The sequence below is a fragment of the SAR324 cluster bacterium genome (assembly GCA_015232315.1).
Classification (GTDB): domain Bacteria; phylum SAR324; class SAR324; order SAR324; family NAC60-12; genus JADFZZ01.
Window position 1 is genome coordinate 1 of the sequence record JADFZZ010000032.1, and the last position, 21,521, is coordinate 21,521.

General features: G+C 46.4%; 21 protein-coding genes. 10 read left to right on the plus strand and 11 right to left on the minus strand.

Going from position 1 to position 21,521, the window contains the following annotated elements; genetic code table 11:
• Positions 1-210: 210 nt before the first annotated feature.
• From HQM11_17040 to HQM11_17070, 7 genes are all read right to left on the minus strand, one after another.
• A complete protein-coding gene (locus tag HQM11_17040) occupies positions 211-525 on the minus strand; it encodes a hypothetical protein (protein MBF0352742.1) in 315 nt (104 codons plus the stop codon).
• A gap of 19 nt (positions 526-544) precedes the next feature.
• The gene (locus tag HQM11_17045) at positions 545-1,582 is read right to left on the minus strand and encodes an HlyC/CorC family transporter (protein MBF0352743.1); all 1,038 of its coding nucleotides are present in this window, start codon (positions 1,580-1,582) and stop codon (positions 545-547) included.
• A 15-nt stretch (positions 1,583-1,597) separates the two neighbouring features.
• The gene (locus HQM11_17050) at positions 1,598-2,461 is read right to left on the minus strand and encodes a DUF4743 domain-containing protein (GenBank protein MBF0352744.1); all 864 of its coding nucleotides are present in this window, start codon (positions 2,459-2,461) and stop codon (positions 1,598-1,600) included.
• Between the two features lie 7 nt (positions 2,462-2,468).
• Positions 2,469-4,082: a flagellin gene (locus HQM11_17055; GenBank protein ID MBF0352745.1), complete on the minus strand. Its 1,614-nt coding sequence runs from the start codon at positions 4,080-4,082 to the stop codon at positions 2,469-2,471.
• A 337-nt stretch (positions 4,083-4,419) separates the two neighbouring features.
• The gene (gene minE / locus HQM11_17060; protein ID MBF0352746.1) at positions 4,420-4,695 is read right to left on the minus strand and encodes a cell division topological specificity factor MinE; all 276 of its coding nucleotides are present in this window, start codon (positions 4,693-4,695) and stop codon (positions 4,420-4,422) included.
• 34 nt (positions 4,696-4,729) lie between these two features.
• Positions 4,730-5,509, minus strand: a complete 780-nt coding sequence (gene minD / locus HQM11_17065) for a septum site-determining protein MinD (protein MBF0352747.1) — start codon at positions 5,507-5,509, stop codon at positions 4,730-4,732.
• A gap of 41 nt (positions 5,510-5,550) precedes the next feature.
• Positions 5,551-6,288 (minus strand): septum site-determining protein MinC, encoded by a 738-nt coding sequence (locus tag HQM11_17070; GenBank protein MBF0352748.1) that lies wholly within the window; start codon positions 6,286-6,288, stop codon positions 5,551-5,553.
• A 338-nt stretch (positions 6,289-6,626) separates the two neighbouring features.
• Between HQM11_17070 and HQM11_17075 the strand changes: the two genes are divergently transcribed.
• Positions 6,627-7,853 carry a hypothetical protein gene (locus HQM11_17075; GenBank protein ID MBF0352749.1) on the plus strand — a complete coding sequence of 409 codons (1,227 nt, stop codon included), beginning with the start codon at positions 6,627-6,629 and terminating at the stop codon, positions 7,851-7,853.
• Positions 7,854-7,875: 22 nt separating this feature from the next.
• On the opposite strand, the gene HQM11_17080 is transcribed toward HQM11_17075, so the two are convergent.
• From HQM11_17080 to HQM11_17095, 4 genes are all read right to left on the minus strand, one after another.
• Entirely contained in the window at positions 7,876-9,291 is a 1,416-nt protein-coding gene (locus tag HQM11_17080) for an acetyl-CoA C-acyltransferase (protein ID MBF0352750.1), read from the minus strand.
• A 152-nt stretch (positions 9,292-9,443) separates the two neighbouring features.
• Positions 9,444-10,889: a 3-oxoacyl-ACP reductase gene (locus tag HQM11_17085; GenBank protein ID MBF0352751.1), complete on the minus strand. Its 1,446-nt coding sequence runs from the start codon at positions 10,887-10,889 to the stop codon at positions 9,444-9,446.
• 34 nt (positions 10,890-10,923) lie between these two features.
• Positions 10,924-11,766, minus strand: a complete 843-nt coding sequence (locus HQM11_17090; GenBank protein ID MBF0352752.1) for a hypothetical protein — start codon at positions 11,764-11,766, stop codon at positions 10,924-10,926.
• Positions 11,767-12,008: 242 nt separating this feature from the next.
• A complete protein-coding gene (locus HQM11_17095; GenBank protein ID MBF0352753.1) occupies positions 12,009-12,875 on the minus strand; it encodes a hypothetical protein in 867 nt (288 codons plus the stop codon).
• A 266-nt stretch (positions 12,876-13,141) separates the two neighbouring features.
• On the opposite strand from HQM11_17095, the gene HQM11_17100 reads away from it, so the two are divergent.
• The 9 genes from HQM11_17100 to HQM11_17140 all read left to right on the plus strand — a co-directional run bounded on the left by HQM11_17100 (position 13,142) and on the right by HQM11_17140 (position 21,520).
• Positions 13,142-13,570, plus strand: coding sequence for an Hsp20/alpha crystallin family protein (locus HQM11_17100; GenBank protein ID MBF0352754.1), 429 nt, complete (start codon positions 13,142-13,144; stop codon positions 13,568-13,570).
• A 41-nt stretch (positions 13,571-13,611) separates the two neighbouring features.
• Positions 13,612-14,019, plus strand: coding sequence for an Hsp20/alpha crystallin family protein (locus HQM11_17105; GenBank protein ID MBF0352755.1), 408 nt, complete (start codon positions 13,612-13,614; stop codon positions 14,017-14,019).
• A gap of 58 nt (positions 14,020-14,077) precedes the next feature.
• On the plus strand, positions 14,078-14,269 hold the full coding sequence (locus HQM11_17110) for a hypothetical protein (GenBank protein MBF0352756.1): 192 nt from the start codon (positions 14,078-14,080) through the stop codon (positions 14,267-14,269).
• A gap of 59 nt (positions 14,270-14,328) precedes the next feature.
• On the plus strand, positions 14,329-14,850 hold the full coding sequence (locus HQM11_17115) for an Hsp20/alpha crystallin family protein (GenBank protein ID MBF0352757.1): 522 nt from the start codon (positions 14,329-14,331) through the stop codon (positions 14,848-14,850).
• A gap of 178 nt (positions 14,851-15,028) precedes the next feature.
• Positions 15,029-16,006 (plus strand): hypothetical protein, encoded by a 978-nt coding sequence (locus tag HQM11_17120; GenBank protein ID MBF0352758.1) that lies wholly within the window; start codon positions 15,029-15,031, stop codon positions 16,004-16,006.
• Between the two features lie 41 nt (positions 16,007-16,047).
• On the plus strand, positions 16,048-17,373 hold the full coding sequence (locus HQM11_17125; GenBank protein MBF0352759.1) for a tetratricopeptide repeat protein: 1,326 nt from the start codon (positions 16,048-16,050) through the stop codon (positions 17,371-17,373).
• A 2-nt stretch (positions 17,374-17,375) separates the two neighbouring features.
• Positions 17,376-18,650 (plus strand): tetratricopeptide repeat protein, encoded by a 1,275-nt coding sequence (locus tag HQM11_17130; protein ID MBF0352760.1) that lies wholly within the window; start codon positions 17,376-17,378, stop codon positions 18,648-18,650.
• Positions 18,647-20,539 carry a hypothetical protein gene (locus tag HQM11_17135; protein MBF0352761.1) on the plus strand — a complete coding sequence of 631 codons (1,893 nt, stop codon included), beginning with the start codon at positions 18,647-18,649 and terminating at the stop codon, positions 20,537-20,539. Before HQM11_17130 ends, HQM11_17135 begins: the two co-directional genes overlap by 4 nt.
• Before the next feature lie 21 nt (positions 20,540-20,560).
• Positions 20,561-21,520 (plus strand): MotA/TolQ/ExbB proton channel family protein, encoded by a 960-nt coding sequence (locus HQM11_17140; protein MBF0352762.1) that lies wholly within the window; start codon positions 20,561-20,563, stop codon positions 21,518-21,520.
• The last annotated feature ends 1 nt before the right edge of the window (position 21,521 follow it).

Here is a 21,521-nt window from a genome sequence, read left to right on the forward strand (position 1 = left end):
GGATTTGACGCTTAAATTCTTCTGTGTATCTGATGTGATATTTACTTGTTGATAATCGTATCGCTTTTTGCATGGTCTGTCCTCTTTTAAGTTTATCGGATGTGTAAACTTATATCAGGACAAGACACCAAACCAAGTGGAAAATCAAAGACCGAATTTTGGTCGCATGGCCGGAAATGTGACCAACCCCCTTTTACAACAGTAGAACTTTCAGGAAAGGAGTGACACCGTCAAACTGGCATATTCCCAGCGCAGAGGAAGTGACAGTTCTGCCATCCCGGTTTCCGGGTTTTCCAGCAGAATATGAATGCCCATGAACTGTTCATGAAAGGTAAACTGGATGTCTACTTCAGGGAGGCTTAAGGTCAGTGCGCATTCCTGCAAATCATGACTACATAAATCCATTTCATTGACTTCACCGCAAATGCCACTGATTTTAAAACGGGAATTTTTTTCTTCCAGCATGATTCTATGACCTTCATGCTGTTGAAAAAACATGATGAGTTGAAGTTTATCCCATTCCATGAACCACCTTTTTCCCCAATCAGCGGGTTTGAGAAATAATCTGCTCCCGACGTTTTCTGACTTCTTCCTGCAATTCTTCTTCAGAGTCAAATTCATCGACAATTTCCTTGCCGACAATTTCTTCCAGAATATCTTCCAGCGTGATAACCCCGGTCATTCTGCCCGACTCATCCAATACGACAAATAAATGTTGATGCCGTTTGAGAAATTCATCAAACAAAATTTGGGCATTGGTGTTTTCCTTGACAAAATGTACCGCGATCATGAGTGTTGAAATTTTAATTTCATCATCACGACCATCCACGGTCGCGTCAAACAGGTCTCTTTGCAGAATAAGGCCCACGATATCCTCAGGGTCCATGTCATAAACAGGAATACGGCTATAGCCCTGGTCGGAAGCATCTTCCACAGCCTCCGCCAGATTCTTATGTGCTGACAACGAAAAAACATGATCCCTGGGAGTCATGATTTCAGCGGCAATCTTGTCTTTAAGATTCAGAATATTTTTGATCACTTCTCCCTCGAACTGGTGGATTGTGCCAGCCCGTTGGCCGACATGCGTCAGAATACGGATTTCATCAGGTGTCGGACCGCGATAATCGTTGGCTGGATTGATGAAGGAAGTGATGAAGCCGCTGAGTTTCACGACCGGAGTGAGAAAAAGGACCATCCAGGAAATGGGGAACGCAACCCATACCGCCAGTTCACGGGCATAGCGCACGCCAATGGTTTTGGGGATAATTTCCGCGAAAACAAGAACACAGAAAGTAAATACCGCAGAAAAATATACCAGCCATGCTTCCCCATACACTTCGGCCGCGGCAAATCCCGCAACGGCGGCACCTGCCGTGTTGGCCACGGTGTTGAGTGTGAGAATGGCGGAAATAGGACGATCAATGTCCTTTCTCAGACGTTTGAGTTCAATTCCGGCTTTGTGACCTTTGCTCACCAGAGTTTCAATGTGGCTTTCAGGAACAGAGTATAACACCGATTCAAACAATGAACACATGGATGACAGTGCTAAAACCAGTACTACAGATGACACCAGTAAGAACATGGGGATTTTATGGAGTTATGTTTGAGGGAAGGATGGATGAAGCCCCTGATTGAGTGCCAGATATTCAGGATTGTCCGGTGAAATGTATCCATGACGGATCAGGAAATCGATGATGACAAGATTGCAGTTTGTTTTGAATTCTTTGGTACTGATTACCATTTCCTGAACCTGATCCAGAGACCATAAATAAAATTCAGAAACTTCGCCATCCTGGTTGTAAGGCTGAAACGACTTGGGTAATTCAAGGTCATAGTTGACGATCACATCCTGTCGAAGACCATTTTTGGTTTCCATGCAATAATTGATGGCACTCACACCTCGTGCCTGAGAAGCCAGATCATGCGGAATGCCAGCTTCTTCTGCCGCTTCCTTGAGCATGGTTTCCCAGAGCGTCAGTTCATGGGATTTGCCACCGCCAACGAGGTTATCCAAAAGTCCCGGATATGAAGAGCGTGTCATCTCACGCCGGGCAATCCACATATAACAACGTCCCTGTTTGTGCACGATACCATTCAGATGAATGCCGAACGCACGAATTCCAAACAGCGGAACAACGGCTCTCTCAAGCAAAAACAAGGGAGGCTGATCAGAATCAAGGGCACAGGCTGGATACAGTTCATGATACAGGGCCGGGAGGAGGTCTTTTTGTTGAAGGTATTTGAGAACTTCCTGCATGGCGGCGGTTCGGTCCTCAAATGTTTGAATGGTAGAATGAATCCGTACTTCATCCTTCTGTACACGAAAAATGCCGGGGAAATGACGTAAATCCGGGAGAAATGACTCCCGGACCCACCCTACATGATGAGTCCCTGCCTTGAAGGGAATAAAGCGGGTTCTATCAAAATTATTGCAGGTATGGATCCAGTAAAGATAACTCATGAAATTCTCATCCTCCTTGTCCGGTGATCAATCCGAGTACCGATTGTGGTACCTGATTGGCTTGTGCCAACATGGCTGTGCTGGATGAAAGCAGAATTTGATTGCCAGTCAATTGTGACATTTGCTCTGCCATGTCCGCGTCTCTGATGGTTGATTCCGCCTGTGTCAAATTTTCCTCAGCAACTTTTAAACTGTTGAGGTTGTTTTCCAGTGCGTTTTTCTGGAACGATCCAAAAACACCCCGAATTTTTGTGATTTCATCTACCGCCGCATCGACCATGTTGATGGTATCTCGTGCTCCCTGGGGGGTGGTCACATCAATATCAGACAGACTGGTGAAGCGACTTTCATTCGGAATCCCGCGAGCCATTTCTTTGGTTCGGGTATCGACCATCGACAATTTTGCCTGTTGTCCTTCCTGAGGGCCAATCTGAAAGGAAATGGAACCCTGCGAAACATGGACATAACCTTCGCTTTTAGGATTGCTGGGACTGCCAACCAGTTCATCATTGGTTTCTTCGACATAGCTGACACCCACTTCAAAGCCATTTTCATCAAACACCGGAACTTCTTTCAAACCCAGTTCCCTGTCATATTGAATGGTCAGTCCCTGAGCTTTGGTGCCCTCAACGGCGGTTAGAAACTGTCCGTCGCCCAGTGCGATTTCACCACCTATGGTTCCTTCAATATCCTTACCGGGTTCGGCAAACATCGCAATGTTTTCTTTTTCAGAGAGAATGCCCGCGACCGAACTCGTGACAGACAATGTTGGTTCATCACCAAATTCACGATGACGCACCACCATCATACCATTAGGGTCTGTAAAAACATCAACCTTCAAACCTGATTCTTCCACCTTTTTACGCAACTGGGTCAAAACAATGGTCCGAATATTTTGTGACGCCTCTTCTGAGGGAAATCGTTGCGGATCCTGCCGGGTGTTTTCCACAATTTTATCAATTTCCGCCTTGATTTCACCCCGCGAGGTATCAAGAACCGCTGTTTTGTTCCCTTCATTGATAATCAGATTGATTCCTTGCCCAATATTTTCTGCTGTGAGTGGCACAGTTCCAGTGGCTTTGGCCCTGGTAGCAACTTGCAAAATATCCACTTCATAGCCATTTTCAGGAGAAGCCTTGGTGTCAGTGGTCGCATTGACAAAACGAAGTCCGGGTCCAACGGTCACCCCACGGGCACCATTACTGCCATCAAGCAATTTCTTGTCACCAAAAATGGTATTGTTGGCAATTCGGTCAATGGAACTGAGTAAATGTTCAATCTCACTTTGATCCGCTTCCACCATTGGTTTATCATTGACAGCTTCGTTGGCCGCATGCACGGCTAATTGTCTGATGTTGATCAGCATGGAGCTGATTTCATTCAGAGAACCTTCAGCGGTCTGCACCATTGAAATTGAGAATTCAGCATTGTCCAGAGATTGTTGCATCCCGACAATCTGACCCCGGAGCCGTTCAGACGCAATCAGTGTGGCAGGTCCATCCGCGGCTTTGTTAATACTTTGTCCAGTCGTGAGTTTTTCAATATTGTTACCCACCTTGGTGAACGCATCATTGGCATGTCGCAATGAGTTAAGTGACGCGACATTATGTTTAATACTCATTCCCATAACAGACTCCTTTTGTAAATTGAGGTTAATGAGCAACCCGATCAATTTTATTCTTGAGTCTATCATCGGCAGGATTCAAAAAAACTTGAGATCCTGTATTAAGTTTTCACCAAAAAAGTTGTTGCTGAAAATTTTCTGGTGACGGCAACCGATTCAAGCCATCGCACTGTGTCATTCCGTGCTTGACACGGAATCCATCGGCGCACTCCTGGATCCCCGTTTTCACGAGGATGACATCGTGGCGGGCCACAGGATTTCATCACCAAATTATTTACAGCAGGAAAAAGTTTCTTTAGGAAGATCGGACAGATCCTGCAAACCATTGAATGCTCTAGCCATTGAATGATTTGGGCCTCAATTGGGTTCCCAGGGGGGTGTTTACAGACAGCGCAGGCTGACCATCTTTTCTAAGAATTTCAATTTCAAGTGAATCTCCGTCAATTTCAAAATATTTTGAAATCACATCGCATAGATCTTTTTTCATTGCATCCAACTGAGTTTCAGACAAGCCGATACGTTCTTTGGCAAGAACCAGTTGGAGACGATTTTTTGCGGTACCGGCACTGTGTTGTTTGGGGCGAAACAGTTTTCCCAGGCTACTGAGCATATTTCCTCTATGATGAATTGAGTGACGGATCAAATTATTTACCGAACAAGCGAGCCAAAATCCCTTTTCTCTGCTCCAGCGACGGGATGGGAACATGTTCTCCCAAAATACGGCGGGCAATTCTTTTGTAAGCCTGCCCGGCCGCGGAATTTTCGTTCAATACCGCAGGAATTCCCTGATTTCCAGCAACGATGATATCAGAATCTTCAAGAACGACACCCAGCAAATCAATGGCCAGAATATCCATGACATCATCCTGACTCATCATTTCTCCAGCCTCCACCATCGAGAGTGAAAGTCGTGTGACAACCAGCGCGGAAGGGATCTGATGGTGCTGGAGCAAGCCGATGACTCTGTCAGCATCTCTCACCGACGAAACTTCAGGCGTTGTGACCACAATCGCACGGTCAGCCCCGGCGATGGCATTTTTAAACCCCTGCTCAATGCCGGCAGGACAATCAATCAGAACATAATTGAATTCTTTTTTGAGTTCTGAACAGATTTCACGCATTTCATCTTCATTCACCGCGTTTTTGTCATGCACTTGTGAAGAGGGCAACAGAAACAGGTTTTTGTTACGTTTATCGCGGATCAGTGCCTGACGGATGCTGCAACGTTTTTTTGCGACATCGACAAGATTATAAACAATCCGGTTTTCTAGTCCCATGATGATGTCCAGATTTCGCAAACCGATGTCACCGTCAATGGCGACCACACTTTTGCCGAAACTGGACAGGGCGGTACTCAGGTTTGCGGTGGTGGTCGTTTTTCCTACACCGCCTTTTCCTGATGTGATAACAATAGATTCACCCATGATAATCCTCTAAATTGATGAAAGATAGTGATTTGATCAAATTAACGAAGTTTAGGATAGAGATCAAACAGGATCTCTCCGTTTTCTACAAACACAATTTCAGGTCCAATAAATTCCCTGAGCTGGTGATGTCCGGCAAGCAAATGGGCGATTCGGACCTGACCCGACATAAGCCGTAACCCCATGATGGTTGATTTTTCATTTCCTTCAGATCCTGCATGGACAAGTCCACGTATGGTTCCATAAACCCAGATATTCTGCGCTGAAATAATTTCGGCTCCCGGATTGATATCCCCCAGGAGAATCACATTACGCGAGGTCCTGATTTTTTGTCCGGAACGCAATGTTTGCCGGACAATAAGCGCATCCTCAAGCACAAGTCCCTGAGTGATTTCATCCGTGGATGGGGTTTGTTTTTCCAGCATAGTGCCTGAGATGACAGGGGTTTCCTTTTTTTCTGCTGAAGCTTGATCTTCAGACTGAAGAGGGGGCGCAACGCTGGTTTTCTGCGGTGGAATGGACAGATTGAGTTCCATTTTGCCCTCAGCACTCAGAAGATCACGCAGCATCACAAATTCTTCAGACGACAACCGTTTTGCGTCAGACTTCAGAATGATCCTGGAACCATGCAAAAAATGCTTGGCTGATTCCTGATTAATCAAATGGCGGACATCATTCACCAGTTGATCAAATGGCAGTGCTTCGTGAATAATCAATGCTAAATGATCCCCAATGCCCTTGATCTCAACAGCTTTTTTAATTTTTCGGGATGAACTCATGGATACACATCAGTCAGAATGCAAAAAATTATGATTTTGCATACCGAATTCAGTCTAAAGATACAACCATTAATTTCAGGGTAAGACCCCCCGTTCAAGGATCACAGGAGGGGTAATTTTCATTTGCTCCTGAATCTGTCAACGTGGTCGGGATCCTGTGATTTACTATTTTTGCCCTTCAGAACAGGCCCCGGCCTCCATGGGCCTGTGGCGATCTCAGGATTCTTGGATATTGCTGTTTGATGTCAGCTAAAAAAAAGTTTCTTTTTTTAGCTGGTCCTGTTAAGCGAATAAATATTTGCAGAATTATTCCGGAAGAATTCACACAGGAGTCGTGCATGAGGGAAAAACTGACATCATATGATATCAATAAACTGGTGACTTATAATGTGGACAAGTTGGTGTGTGTCCGATTGATTGTCGCCATGATTCAGGCTGATGGCGTTTTAATGCCTGATGAACTGTCCTACCTGCAGAAACTGGTGTATGAATTGGAACTCTCGACAGAAGATGAATACACCATTCAATATGATTTGACGCATCCCACCCCTTTTCAGGAGTTACTCAAACAGATTCCTGTGCCGGACTCGGAAGATGTCTGTAAATTATTGCTGGATCAAGTATGGCAGGTCGCCTGGTCCGACGGCGTTCTGGATCCAAAGGAAGAAGCGGTTTACCATCAACTGGAGCGACATTTTAAGCTCACTATCCCACGGACCACTTCTGCTACCAACGTTGTGGAATCCGGCATGTCGAAGGAAATTCTGAAACTGCTTGAAAAAGCTGAGGAATTGCTCAACGACCAGCAGATGGAATCCGATAAGCGGAAAATCAAATTGCGGCGAACCGTCCATGATCTTGCCCTGAGCATCAAGGGCGCTGTAGCAACAGTTTTCATGCTTGCAAATCCATCGATCGCCTATAAAATTGTGATTGAGCAAGTGCATGTCTTTGCGGATAGTTTGAAAAATGAAAAACTATCCGCCTATGGTGACGCTAATGTCTGGGCTCATGAGGAATTGCTGAAAGCCTGTCTGGAACTTGAAAAAATGATTTTCGCCAGTTCAGCCAAACGAACTCAACCAGAAAAAAATCTCAAACCGGAGATCCAGAAATCGTCGTCAACTCCTGAAAATACCCAGCCAACACTGGACGATTTTGAACTCATCCCCTGGTATCATGTTCTGCAATCGTCTGTTGCGGATCTCAGCCCGACAGGCGAAATGTTTGCGTTCACCCGGCAATGGCTCAGGCAGTTTTATTCTGGAAAAACGGCAGAACTTGCCATGGTGCAGGTTTCTACCGATGCCATGATACCTACGATGTCTCCCGGAGACGGAGTTGTGGTCTATCTACAGGCAAATTATCGGGGAGAAGGGATCTATCTGATTCGTTCCAATGCGAGCATCAAAATTCGGCGAATGCAGAAACTGGTCGATGGGACGTTCCGGATTTTCAGTGACAACAACCGTTATTCTGAAGAAAAAACCTCCGGTGAATTCAATGGTGGCGTTGTGATTCTGGGACAGATTTTATGGGTAGGAAAACTCCTTGCCAGCGTCTGATTTCCGGCAAGGAGTAAAAAAATCATTCGACTCGTTCCAGAACGGCTGATCCTCCCAACCCTCCGGCCGCGCAAATTCCAAGAACAGCAAACTGTTTGTTCCGTTCATGAAGTTCATGAGCCAGCGTGGTCACCATTCTGGCTCCGGTGGCGCCAAAGGGATGCCCGATCGCAATGGACCCGCCATGCACATTCAAGCGGTCTATATCGACTTCTCCCGTGGCTTTTGATTTGCCCAGTTTCACTTTGGCAAAACCATCACTTGCCATCATTTTCAGCACACTCAGCACCTGTGCGGCAAAGGCCTCATGAATATCTACCAGATCCATGTCTTTGAGTGTCAGACCGGCACGATCCAGTGATTTCGGGATGGAAATTGCCGGGCCAATCAGCAATTGGTCTGAAGGGTCCACACCGGAATAAGCCCAACTTCGAAAGCAGGCCAGCGGTTTGAAACCCATCGCACGGGCTTTCTCTTCACTCATCAACAGTACAGCCGCGGCTCCATCCGTCAGCGGACTGGAATTGCCCGCGGTCAAAGTCCCGTTTTTGGCGAATACAGGTTTGAGTTTGGAAAGTTTTTCCAGGCTGGTGTCACCACGAACAAGACCATCCGCATGAATCCAACTTCCATCTTCTGTCTGGACAGGAGTCACTTCACGATCAAACCGACCGGAGGCAATGGCCGCGGCCGCACGATGGTGGGATCTGAGTGCAAATTCATCCTGGGATTCTCTGCTGATCTGATTGCGTTGTGCCATTTCTTCCGCGGATTCTCCCATGACCTGACCCGTGGTGCGTTCCGCGATTTCTGGTTTGCTGGGCAAAATGTCACGAAAAGGAAGCAGTTGGGGCAATACGCTCAAAATATCCGAGGGTTTTCCTTTACCAAAGGCGAAAGGCGCCAAGGCATGAACCAGTTTTTGCGGCAACCGGATTTCAGCGTTACTGGTGGAATCGGAGCCTCCGGCAATCACAATATCAGCTTCTCCCCGTTCAATCGCGGCGGCGGCAAGGGTTAGCGCCTGTAAGCCGGAAGCGCAGGCTCGTGTAACCGTCATGCCTTCAGTGTATTCAGGAAACTTCAGATCCAAGGCGATTTCCCTCGCCAGATTAGGTGCGCCAAAAGGCAGAACCACGCCACCCCAGACAATGCTTTCCACTTCTTTTTTGGGCAGACCGGTTTGTTTCAGCAGTGCGCTTACGGCCAGATCACCCAGAGCAATCGTATCCATTTTCATGAAGGGGCCGAATGCTCTGACAAAGGGTGTTCGGACACCAGCCACAATCACAGCCCTGATTGGTTTTTTGGAACCAGAGTTTTGTGACACCTGAACCGTTGGTGCTTTTTTTTCTGTCGTTGTGCTGTGGCTGTTTGCTGTTTTCTTGACAGGTGGTTTGGTCGTGGGTGCTGTTTGTTTGGTATTATCAGTTGTCATGAAATTACTCCAATAATGTTTAGGTACGTGAACAGAATAGCATGCAAAAATTCTCCTGACAGATCTTCTGCCTGAAAATCGTAGAGACGTGCCAGAGCGTGCCTCTACAGTCCTGAAAAAGCAGTGTGGGGGAAGGATCTGCCGGAAACACCTCAAGCCCCCAAAATTGCACCACCACACACTCGGATCACTTCCCCGGTAACGCCCTGGGCTCCCGGTGTGGCCAGAAAAGCAATGGCCTGTCCTACGTCTTCCGGTTGGCCGCCTTGCCCCAGATTGTTCATACGGCGACCCACTTCACGGATCGCTACCGGAATAGCCTCTGTCAGGCGAGTCTCAATGAATCCCGGTGCGATCGCGTTGACGGTGATTCCTCGATCAGCCACCAGATTGGACAAATGCCGGACGAATCCGATAATTCCCGCTTTTGAGGCAGAATAGTTGGTTTGTCCCCGATTGCCGGCAATCCCTGCAATAGAAGACAGACAAATGATCCGTCCTTCATCTCTGAGAGTGCCTTTCAGCAATTGTTCCGTGATCCTCAGGACAGCGCCGAGATTGACATCGACAGCCTGATTCCAATATTCAGGAGTCATTCTGGCAATGGTTTTGTCACGGGTGATGCCCGCGTTATGAACAACAATATCCACACCACCATACGTTTTTTTCAGATAATCTGAAATTTGCTGAGGCGCATCCGCTTGAGTGACATCCACCAGCAGAACATCACCATTGATTTCACGGGCAAGCTGACTGGCTGGTCCATCATCTGCCGGTCGGTCAAGACACACGACTCTTGCACCTTCCCGTGCCAGAATTTTTGCGGTGGCGGCACCAATCCCTCGGGCCGCGCCTGTCACCAGTGCGACCTTTCCATCGAGTTGTGAAGTCCAGGCGGGTTTGTCTTTGGAGGCCTTAGCCGTATTGCTGAGTGTGACAGGTTGCCCTGAGATATACGCGGATCGGGGCGACATGAAAAAACGTAAGGCGCCAGGCAGTCGTGAAACACAATCTTCGGAAACATAAATCAGTTGAGCGATGGAACCATTATTGCCGATTTCCTTGGCAATACTGCGGGTGAATCCGCTCAAGGCCCCCTGCACGGAAGCCCGTGAGATGTCGGCTTTGATGCTGGACGGATTGCATCCTACGATCACGATTCTCCCTGATTTTTCCATTTTGGTCGCAAGCGGATGAAAAAAATCATACACCTGTTTGAATTCTTCAGGAGAAGAAATGCCGGTTGCGTCAAAAACAAGAACCTTGAATTTTTGATTTTCCGCGGGTTTTCCGGAAATATCGAGTTTCTGGATGGGTTGTCCGTAAGCTTCTGTAGGTTCGTTGAAGGCCGTCAGGCTTTTTGAGTCGCCCGCTACATGCAGGGACGCTCCGGCTTCTGCCAGCGTCGTGGCAATTTCCGAGGCGGCAAAACTTCCTGCGGCCACATAAATGCCAGCCTGCTGATTGGCCAGTATTCGAACTTTCCACGAGTCTTGATCGCGCTCAAGTGCCTGTGGCATGGGAATTGGCAGACCAAGAGATTTAATCCATTTCCGTGCTTGTGGATTTTTGCCTAGCTCAAGTAAGAAATCACTCATGAAACTCCTTTACAGTATTCAGGTTGAGAGAAAGTTATTGCATTTCAAAATGACCTGTCAGATAGGCCGGTCCTCCGGGAGCATCTCCCACAAACACTTCATTTTTTTCTGTCACAAACAATCCAACTTTTGCTGGAAGCACCAACGGTCTGGTGAATTTCACATCGAACACCTTGATTTTACGACCATCGGCTCCGCAAATGCGGTTCACGCCTTCCATCGCTCTGGCCATGGTTCCAAAGCCATGCAGAATGGTGCTTTTAAATCCGGAGGCCCTGGCATAGGAAGGGATCCAGTGGATGGGGTTAAAATCGCCTGTAAGCTTGGCAAAATCGAGCCCCGCGTGGGCACTCAGTTTCCAGAATCCAATTTCCCGAACGTTTTTGGGAACCCTTGCAGGCTCGGATTTCTTCCCGCCTTCTTCTTTTTTGTGGGGCAAGGGAACAATCGCATATAAATGAGCTGTCAGCGCGTTGGGTGTTGAAGCGGTTCCTGTAATAATTTTCTGGTGCAGAACAGCGCGTTTGCCATTGTCATTAACATCTTCAAGGCGTGCTGTGATCTGGAGGGGTTCATTGTTGGGCAGGGGGTGATTGACTTCAATCCTGCAACCGCCATTCATGACTTTCATTAACGGATAAGGGACACCGCACAGAGTTTGAGAGGCAAGTCCGAAGGCCCATTGAGGAAACAAATGGGGCGGAAGTTCTTTCTTGTACATTCCGGGATCCCCACCAACATGTCGAATGTAATCATTCACCAGATCCAGCGAGCGTGGCGGTAATGTTTTCTGGATTTCCGGCCCTGGTATAGTGATAGCAGAGCCCTGCCTGTGATCAAAACGCTGCATGAACGCGGTCAATACGGTTTTCCCCATGCCAGCGAGGACTGTCCCCTGTTTGAGTATATGCCTGCTTGAAACACCCATGAACACCTTTCGAATCAGTTTTTATGTGTTTTAATAAAATTTATTAATATCAAATATATATTAATAATAATTAAGCGGACACTTGTTCATTAGAGCAAATGTTCTACGCTGATCATCCTGAAAAATCAATGAGAAAATTTATTGAAAGTGGGGGGCTTTTCTTGTCGAAATATTGTGTTTTTATGACGGGACTATTCAAAATCGATAATTCCGGTGATTTTCCACATGTGCCCACCGAGTCCGACATATTCAGCTTCGGGAGTTGTTGTGATCAATCTGCTGTGATAAAAAGGATTCCACAATACGGGATTGTTATCCAAAAGCCAGAATTCAGCGCTCAATCCCCAGCCTTGCTGACCTTTCAGGGTTAATCCCGCTCGCTGAAAGCCAATCAGGGAATCAGCCACAAAGTGATCATAGCGTTCTTCCAGATCGTCCACCGGAATTTTTGTACCATCCTCCCGAAACGCTGTATGGAGTGTGCTTTCCACATGCATGGCCCCGACTCCCGCAAATAAACGAAGGGGAGGCGGTAACAATGAGTCCTCTGCGTAAAATGAAAATGCTATATAATAATAATGTGTCCTTAAGTGAATCATCGGGGTGGACTGGATGGGATCATTCTGGACATTTTTTGAGGTATTATCCGTAAGCCATGTGTTGGTATACCCACCTGTCCAACTCAACGCGGAGATGATTGAGGATTCCAGCGATATCAAATATTCTATAGAAAATGGTGGCAGAGAATGCGCAAGCTTCCCCCATCTGGACTCTTCAGCTTCAGTGTGCCGATCTTTTGAAAGCCCCCCGACGTTGGCCCAGGAGGCATTGAAGGAGCCGCCCCCATCCCGGAATTTTTCATTTCCTGTCATGACATAAAACGGATGTTCTGTGTATCCCTGATAGGTCATTTCCAGCAATCCAACCTGCCACCATGTTTTTGTTTCTCCTGAAGCTGTTGTCTCAGGTAATAATTCAGATGGTTCCTGGGCCAGAGCCACTGTGGTCCATGCAATCAGAATCCAGATACGCCATAACCAGTGTTTTATACGTTTCATTCCCGTTTTGTCCCATGAGGTGAGTGAATGGTAACAGTTTCTGTGCAAGACTATCGCTCTGCACTGAGTTTTCCTGTTTAGCGAAAAACAGGTTTGAAGGGCATCTTCATGCCACTGATATCCTTCCCTGATACCAATAACTCCTTTTCTGTAAAAAAATAAAATTTTTAAAAAGGGGGATTGACAAGAATTTTTTATTTGATATATTAGCACTCAAGTTAAGTGAGTGCTAATAATATTAAAAACATAAACATATGGAGGTTGATATGTGGAATAATTCACTCTCAAGAACAGTCAATGCAATGCTGTCGTTACAGGATGCGCTTGATCGGGCACATGCCAATGATTTTTTCGGAGGCCACACCACCAGTCGCGGAGTGAATCCGCCTGTAAATCTGTTTGAAAAAGATGGAGATGTGGTGCTGGTTACTGAACTTCCTGGTGTGCATAAGGAAAACATCAAGATGGAGGTGAAGGAAAATATGATCCGGCTATCCGGTGAACGGAAACTGGATTATAGCGAAAATTGCAGTTGTCATCGCATGGAGCGTGGCGCATGGAAATTTGATCGATCCATCAAATTACCCTTCCGGGTTGATAATGATAAAATCAGGGCTGAACTCAAAAACGGCTTGCTGGTGGTTTCTCTTCCCAGAGCCGAACAGGATAAACCACGGCAAATTGCCATCAATTGATAAATAATTATAATCACTGAACCAATTGATCAGGAGGTCATATGAGTATCGAAAATAAAGATCTGAATAAAACAGAGCAGAATGTCACCAAAAAGGAATCTGGTGAGGAAAAAACTGTCGCAGGTCGATTTTATAGTCCACCGACAGATATCGTTGAAACCGATAAGTCGCTGATTGTGAATATGGACATGCCGGGAGTCTTGAAGGAAAATCTTGCTATCCGTCTGGAAAACCAGGTGCTGGAAGTGGAGGGACACATTGATTTCAGCCCGTATCAGGGATTGAATCCGATTTATACGGAATACAATGTTGGTCATTACACCCGCAAATTCACTGTATCCAGTTCGATTAATACGGATAAAATTGAAGCATCTCTCAATGATGGCGTTCTGACATTGACTTTGCCCAAGGCGGAAAAAGCACAGCCAAGACAGATTCAGATCAGTTGACCATTGATAAGCCCTGTGCCTTGGAGCATGGGGCCTTCAGGAGAACAGGAGGATCTATATGAGAAAACAGCACGAGGAAAAGCAATTGACACATGAGGAAATTCAGCAGGCCATGCAAAATTTTCTCGCAAAAGGAAAATCCATTAAAATTCTGGCCCCACAGGAAATATACCAACATGATTATGTCGGTGGATACAACTGGGGACCTTATGAATCAATGGATTCTCTTGATTTTAATACGTTGTCATAACAAAGGTTTCGCCTAATATTTCGAAGTATTATTCTTTACTTTTTATGCATGGAGGTCATATGTCATGGAAAGATTTGATCACATGGAATCAAAAAAAAGATGGATATAATAATCCTGTCAAAGTTGACACTGCGATGGATCAACACCCGATGGTGATGTTTCATCGTGAAATGGACCGGCTATTTCAGGATTTTTTCAAGGATTTCTGGTCTCCCTCCACTTTCTGGGGCCGAGAGGGCGGCAGCATGTTTTCACCGAAACTGAATGTCAGTGAGGATGAAAAACAGATTGATGTGACTCTTGAAATTCCGGGGATGGACGAAAAGGACATTCGAATTTCCCTGAAGGATGACATTCTGTCCATCAAGGGAACGAAAAATCAGGAAAAAGAAGATAAGCAAAAAGAGTATCACCATATTGAGCGTTCCTATGGTTCGTTTCAACGATCCATTCAGTTGCCTTGTGAAGTACAGGCTGACAAAGTGCAGGCTTCCTTTAAAAAGGGCGTGTTGTCTGTGACGCTTCCCAAAGTTGAGAATGCACAATCCAGAGTACGAATCATCCCTGTTCAGGGCAACTGACACTACGGTGGAGGCAAAACCACGGCCTCCACCCTTCTCGCCCCCCTCTTCACCCACAAATTCAAAAAAATTCCTAAAAAATTTCATCAACCTTTCTGAATGGATTATTCTTTGCAAGAACAAAAATCAGAATTCTGCTGACTTCAGATTTAATAATTGTCTTCAAAGAAAAGGTCGGATGAAACGGTTACTCATTACATTGATGTTATTATCATGCTGCTGGCTGACAGCCATGGCGGAAGAAACAGAAAAATCCAGTATTTTCTGGGAGGATCGGGAGATTGGTCAACTGGAAAATATGACGCCGGAATTGCTGGCCGCTGTCAAGCGCATGCATAACCGGATTCCCTCGGTCGCAATTTCGACCACCACCATCGATGAAAATCTGAGTCCCAAATTAAGAAGGGTTCTGGTTTCCCGATTGTATGAAATATTGACCACGGATGTGGCCTTGAAAATCGGAAAATGCGATGAATGCGGGCAGATACGCAGTGAGCTTTCCGGAAGTTTTCTCAAAATCAGTCGCGGCATCGCGGAAGATGCCTACCGACGTTCCAAAGCACGTGAACTGAATGTCGCAGGATTTCTGGACATTTCTGTTTTCATGAGCGAACGGCAACTTTCTGTCACCTTCACCGCTTATGATGCCCAGGATGGAAAAATTGCGTTTTCGGAGATCATCACCGGTGATCCGGGTGGACGAACAGAATATACCAATATCTATCTGGGACGATTCAACATTCCAATTGCCATTGATGGCACATCCATTGATCATTCAGCCTATATTCTTGGAATGGAACTTTCCAAGCGCATATCGGAATCATGGTTGTTTGCAGGAAATGTGGCACTTCTGACAGACAATAACAGCAAGTTGACCACCAAATATCCTGACAGTATTTCAGGATTGATGATTGACGGCACTGCCATGTATGAGATGGTTCAGGCTCTTGGCGGTCGTGCGACAATCGCGGGTGTATTGGGCATGGGGCAATTATTGGCTCCCGCCTTGACGTCACCGTTTTATGCTAAAGTCGGAACAAAAATCGCGGTAGGTGAGAAACTCACCATTAATCTGCATTATATGTCATTCATCCCTGCCTTGACGACTCCTGAAACAACTGGTGCGACGTATATGGCTTTAGGATGGCAGTGGTAATCAAACACGGATGTTAATTCATAGATTCCAGGGAAGGTAGTATGCGTCAATTTCGTAAATATGCGGCATGGCTGTTATTGACAGGAGGTCTCGCAGGATGTTCCTCCTCCGCTGAAGAGGTGGAAAGTGCCCCCAAAGTATCCAGACAAACCATTTATAATCAGTTCATTGATGGTGGAAAAAGCTCAATCAGCGTTCTGGAGGAAACCATTGGTGGTAAAAAGCAGATCCGGATTGTGCTGAAAAAAGAGGGCGTTGATTCCAGCATCACACACCCTATCGACAATCCAAATTTCGTGATCGCAGTCCCACTGCATGATCCTACCAGTGCCAGAGTCGGTATTCAGACCATTGATTTTGAAAATGAAAAACGACGTTTGATTGAAGAATTACTGCTGAGGTATATTCCACGTGATCGTTTCAATGTTTCCATTAAACTGTTTTGGGATGAAAAACGACTGGAAGAACTCCAACTCAAGGGGGTGCCATTTCAAGAATCAATGGGAAGCACACAACCCGTCCCAACAGCATCAACCAAAGCGCCCGATAAATTGAATTATGAACTGGAACAGGCCGTGATTCGGCAGGAAACCAGGATTATGCTGGACAACACACTGCCAGCATATCAGGAAAAATTTGTCCGACTGCTACTGCCTTCCCAAACTTTTTTTGTCAAATCACGCGGAGACACGGCCACCGTGGAGCGTGTGATTTTCCCCAAGGCATCACCCGAAAGTATTGCGCCTGAGGAAGAACGACTGATCCGTGAAAAAGTACAGAAAATGATTCAGGAATATCTGAGTCAGGATGATTTTGTGGTCAATGTCCGGCTCAGTATGAAAGGTGGACAAAACATTCAGAGCATCACTGGACAGGGCGATCAGATTTCTGTGGCCTCCATGTCCACTGCAACGGATCAGGTGAGTGACCGCATGAATATCAATATCAATGTTCTGCTCAATGATCTGACCTCTCCGGATACCGATGAGTTTCTCCGCAACACGATTCCCTATGCCATTCACATGGACATGGCGGATGGCGACCAGTTGACCATCACCCGCAAACGGTTTCCGGAAAAAGATTATGGTCAGATTTCGCCACAACAGGTTGCGCAACTGGAAGAATACAAACGGGAAATTCTTACCGCTTTTGAATCAGGGAATTATGCAGGTGGCCTGGATCTGGTTAAAAAGGCCATGAAGATCAGTGTAAAACGGGACGACCGCCTGAGTTTGCTAAAAATGCAGGGGTCGCTGTATTTTCTGCTTCAGGACAAACAGCGTGCTCGCGAAACATGGGAGCATTTGATCAAACTTGATCCGGAAAACGAAGAAGCAAAACAAATGCTTATGAATTTGGTGAAATGACCATGAGACTGAAACGATTTGGACTGACATTGTTATGTTTGGGACTGACCGGAATGTTTTTCGGAACATTTTACGCGGCAGAACCGGAATCCTCTGCTGTAACCGCAGAAATGCCTAGCAGACCTTCCATTTTGCCTGATTCCGCTATGGATATTCCGGCGGAAATGCCAGTTGTGCCAGAAGCACCCGCGACGACTGCGGTGCCTGTTACATCAACCGCGCCCTCAAAGGCCGCGGACTCTACTGTTGTGCCCCCTGCGCCCGTAAAAGCAGGCAATGCTTCTGCTCCAACGATGCCAGTGCAGGAACAGCCAAGACGGCCCGAACCACGAAACACCAACGAAATTATTTCCGCGCCCTTTGAACAATTGAAAAAACTGTATGGCAAACCTGAGGGGACAACCCTGGAACAACCAGCAGAAGTGGACCAGAAACCAAAACAACCTGAAGTTGTTGAAACCAAAACGAAGTCACCGATTGAAGAAATGGATTTGCCTTCGCTTTCAGAGCAACAGGAAACGGAACGGAATCTTGAGTTCAAACTGGAAACAGCCCTGAAAGAATTATTGCTGGACAAATATGTTCAGGTCAAAGTGATTGTCCATTATCTCGTCAATACTGTTCCAATCACTGAAAGCAACAAGCAAATATCACAAATGCGGCTTCCGGGATTTAAAAATCAGGTGTGGGTGCCGATTGATCAGAAAAAAGTAACAGGCCTGGTGCATCGGTTGACACGTTACAACAGTATTTTTGTGGTGGTCAATCAGCCGGTATCACCGTTTGATCTGGAAGTCCTGCGACAAAAACTGAATGCAAAAATCGCTGAAATTGATCTGGAAACCAATGATTTTCTTAAAGTCGCTTATGTTCCACTGGCAGAAATGCCAGGAACTGAAAAGCCAATGGCATCCCAACCGGAAACTCAGTCAGAGGCCACTGATCAGGTTGAAAAAATGCCTGAACCTGAAATAACGCCAGAACCGCCCAAACTTGTTTCAGCCAATGAACAACGCGATGTCGAAGTAAAATCAGCCAAGCAATTGCTCGAAGCACGCACCGCGTTTTTCAGGAATGACCTGAAAGAAGCGTTGGATAAAATCAATAAAGCCATTGAAATGAATCCTGACTCCGCACAGGGCTATGCCATGCTGGGGTCGGTGTATTATCGCCTGAAATGGTATGGACAGGCAAAAAAACACTGGAAAAAATCTCTGGAACTGGAGCCTGACAATCCTTTGATTGCTCAGTATCTCGAACGATTGGAGAACGAATGATGGCACGCTATCTTAAAACAGGTTGGATCTGTCTGTTGCTGAGCCTATGCGTTTCAGGGCATGTATGGGCTGAAGAACGCATCACATCCCTGCCTGCGAAACAGTATGAAATTGAATCGGCCATTCACAACAGCCTGCGGCATTATATGGAACCACAGGACTATGTGATCAAAGTCTGGCTGAAGGGAAAGAAAAAAACCATTGAGACCTTCCCTTTCAAAAATTTCAGTTCATCAACGGATGAAGTCCTGCCCGGATTCGGTACACCGCCCTCGCCTGTAACCAACGAAGACCCTGTCGCCGTTGAAGGCGAAACTTACTGGGTTGTGGAACAGATGCGTGTGGATTTGATTCTTTACAAAGAAATATCTCCATCGCTGGCCACCTATATCACAGAGATCATTCCCGTCTTAAGCGGAATGAATTCTCAACGTGGCGATGTATTCAATTTTATGCCGATCAAACCCAAACCACTTGAAAGCGACAGTCCCAGACCGTTGAATCCTGATGGCAGTGCCATGGATGGTGCGTCGTCATCTTCAGATCAGGCTGTCGCCACACCTGAACCGGAACCAACCCTTGAACAAATGCTGATTCCGCAAACACCAATGGAATGGCTACAGGCAGGGGTGAGTTTGCTGTTATTGCTCCTGATCCTCTTTATTTTCTGGAGAATCATTAAATTACAGAAACAGCAGAAAGCCGCGCAGGCCGCCCAGGAAAAATCCGCTGTGGACATCCGGGATCTGGTGCCTTCTCCGCAAAACGCCATCGCGACGATTCAACAGGCTCGTCAAGATCTGGTGCGCCGGCAGGATGAGCATGTTCAGGAAATATTGCTGGTTGAAGAAAACAACCGGCTTTTGCAGGAAATCATCAAACAACTGGTAGGACGTGAAGACTGGAAACAGCATCTGATTGAGGAAATGACACGGGATAAACAGTCCACCGAAGCCTTCACACGGTTGCTGGCCATGATGGGACCCCAGACGGCCCGCCGGCTGTTTTCCGAACAGTTGGGACATGAGGCCTATCTGGATCTGGAACAACTGGCCCGGGATCTTTCGTTCACACCACAAGAGGCCAATTCGATTCTGAAGGATATCTGGACATTTTTATTCACTAAAAAGCTGACCTTGCCTGAAAAAGTAGCGACGGATCCTTTTGGTTATCTGTTGAAATTGTCTACCGGGCAAATCGCGTTTTTGCTCAAGGATGAACCGGTCAAAATCAAGGCACTGGTTGTCAGTCGCCTGAACAGTGAACAGGCAACAGAAGTGATCGGACATTTCCCGAAAGATGAACGGACTCAGGTCATGCTGCATCTGGGCAAGATGGAGGAACTTCCTCTCGAACTGGTGTCGCAGGTCGCTTATAATCTGGCTGACAAGGTACGAAGCCTGCCTGACAGCAATACTGTCGCGGTCAATGGAGTGAATCTCGTGATTGATGTCCTGGGTGAGGTCGAACATGGAGTTCGGCAGGACATCATCAACGGCTTGCGGATTTCTGATCAGCGTTTGAGTGATATGGTGGAAAGCCGGTGTTTCATTTTTGAATCCATTCCGTTTGTACCCAAAGAAGTTTTGATGGAAGTGGTCCGTCGTTTACCGCTGGATGATGTCATTATTGCGATCTCCGGTGCGACAAAAGAAATCAAGGAAGCCGTCATCCTGTGTTTTCCTGAGCAAAACCGTCAGGCGATTGTATCTGCCTTGAAAGCAAAAACACCATCCCCGGATGACATTCGGGAAAAACGCAGGGTGTTTGCCCAATCCATGCGTGGCATGGCAGAAAACAACAGGGTCGATTTGAAAGAAATCAACACCGCGTGGGCCCAACAGCACGATGCTGTTCCAGCCCTGAATTTTGAACAGCAGGAGTCATAGAATTTTTTATAGGTCTGAGTTATGAAAGACACCATTGGCACACTTCTGGGCTTTTTAATTGGTATTTCCCTCGTCTTGTTTGGAATCACCTGGCCTGATCATTTGTCCAACTATTACATGTATCAGTTGCGCGAATATGAAATGGCCACAAAGCAGATGAAAAAAGACGGGGTGCCTCGCAACCAGATTCAGGAACTTGAACAGAAATTCTCAGAGTTTCAGGATTCATGGATCGGAACCATGTCCCGCTTTATTGATCTCAAATCGTTTTTGATTGTGATGGGCGGCGCCTATTCCGCGATGATGGTCGCGTTTCCGTTTGACAAGGCGATGGGGGCTTTTGTGTTCATTGTCAGGGTGTTTGCGTCATCCGTGAAGAAGGAAGAATTTCTGGATGTGTATCACACCGTTCTCAAACTGGCTGAAAAACGAGTGAACAATGCCATCCTCACCGATGAGGATATCAATGCTATTCATTCAGTGGATCTAAAACGTTGGGTTCAGGATTTCATTGTGGTCGATATCGTTGAAGAAAACATGATTGAGGAAATTGTTCGATCGGAAATTGAAATGTACAATTATCGTTCTTTTGAAGAAATTGATGTCCTCAATTTTCTTGGTGCCGCGTCTCCCGCTTTTGGAATGCTCGGTACCGTGGTTGGTCTGATTCTGATGCTGGGAAATACGGGTGGTGATGTAGCCGGTGTGATGGGGGGAATGTCCATTGCGTTGATCACGACATTGTATGGAGTGTTTCTGGCCCAGATCATGTTTTTGCCGATAGCATCCAAACGCTATCAAATGAAAGAGTCGCACATCATGTTGCTGGAAATGATCAGAGAAGGTCTGCTCTATCTCAAACGGCGTGAAATTCCTGATACGATCTCCCAGGATTTAATCATTTATCTGCCTCTCAAAATGCGTCAGAAAATCACTGAAGAAAAAATGGCGGCGATGCGTGAGGGTAATTTGGGATTGTGAT

Excerpts from the sequence above, each read along its gene's own strand:
- HQM11_17040 (MBF0352742.1), bottom strand. The coding sequence starts at position 525 with ATGGAATGGGATAAACTTCAACTCATCATGTTTTTTCAACAGCATGAA.
- HQM11_17045 (MBF0352743.1), bottom strand. The coding sequence starts at position 1,582 with ATGTTCTTACTGGTGTCATCTGTAGTACTGGTTTTAGCACTGTCATCC.
- HQM11_17050 (MBF0352744.1), bottom strand. The coding sequence starts at position 2,461 with ATGAGTTATCTTTACTGGATCCATACCTGCAATAATTTTGATAGAACC.
- HQM11_17055 (MBF0352745.1), bottom strand. The coding sequence starts at position 4,082 with ATGAGTATTAAACATAATGTCGCGTCACTTAACTCATTGCGACATGCC.
- minE (MBF0352746.1), bottom strand. The coding sequence starts at position 4,695 with ATGCTCAGTAGCCTGGGAAAACTGTTTCGCCCCAAACAACACAGTGCC.
- minD (MBF0352747.1), bottom strand. The coding sequence starts at position 5,509 with ATGGGTGAATCTATTGTTATCACATCAGGAAAAGGCGGTGTAGGAAAA.
- HQM11_17070 (MBF0352748.1), bottom strand. The coding sequence starts at position 6,288 with ATGAGTTCATCCCGAAAAATTAAAAAAGCTGTTGAGATCAAGGGCATT.
- HQM11_17075 (MBF0352749.1), top strand. The coding sequence starts at position 6,627 with ATGAGGGAAAAACTGACATCATATGATATCAATAAACTGGTGACTTAT.
- HQM11_17080 (MBF0352750.1), bottom strand. The coding sequence starts at position 9,291 with ATGACAACTGATAATACCAAACAAACAGCACCCACGACCAAACCACCT.
- HQM11_17085 (MBF0352751.1), bottom strand. The coding sequence starts at position 10,889 with ATGAGTGATTTCTTACTTGAGCTAGGCAAAAATCCACAAGCACGGAAA.
- HQM11_17090 (MBF0352752.1), bottom strand. The coding sequence starts at position 11,766 with ATGGGGAAAACCGTATTGACCGCGTTCATGCAGCGTTTTGATCACAGG.
- HQM11_17095 (MBF0352753.1), bottom strand. The coding sequence starts at position 12,875 with ATGAAACGTATAAAACACTGGTTATGGCGTATCTGGATTCTGATTGCA.
- HQM11_17100 (MBF0352754.1), top strand. The coding sequence starts at position 13,142 with ATGTGGAATAATTCACTCTCAAGAACAGTCAATGCAATGCTGTCGTTA.
- HQM11_17105 (MBF0352755.1), top strand. The coding sequence starts at position 13,612 with ATGAGTATCGAAAATAAAGATCTGAATAAAACAGAGCAGAATGTCACC.
- HQM11_17110 (MBF0352756.1), top strand. The coding sequence starts at position 14,078 with ATGAGAAAACAGCACGAGGAAAAGCAATTGACACATGAGGAAATTCAG.
- HQM11_17115 (MBF0352757.1), top strand. The coding sequence starts at position 14,329 with ATGTCATGGAAAGATTTGATCACATGGAATCAAAAAAAAGATGGATAT.
- HQM11_17120 (MBF0352758.1), top strand. The coding sequence starts at position 15,029 with ATGAAACGGTTACTCATTACATTGATGTTATTATCATGCTGCTGGCTG.
- HQM11_17125 (MBF0352759.1), top strand. The coding sequence starts at position 16,048 with ATGCGTCAATTTCGTAAATATGCGGCATGGCTGTTATTGACAGGAGGT.
- HQM11_17130 (MBF0352760.1), top strand. The coding sequence starts at position 17,376 with ATGAGACTGAAACGATTTGGACTGACATTGTTATGTTTGGGACTGACC.
- HQM11_17135 (MBF0352761.1), top strand. The coding sequence starts at position 18,647 with ATGATGGCACGCTATCTTAAAACAGGTTGGATCTGTCTGTTGCTGAGC.
- HQM11_17140 (MBF0352762.1), top strand. The coding sequence starts at position 20,561 with ATGAAAGACACCATTGGCACACTTCTGGGCTTTTTAATTGGTATTTCC.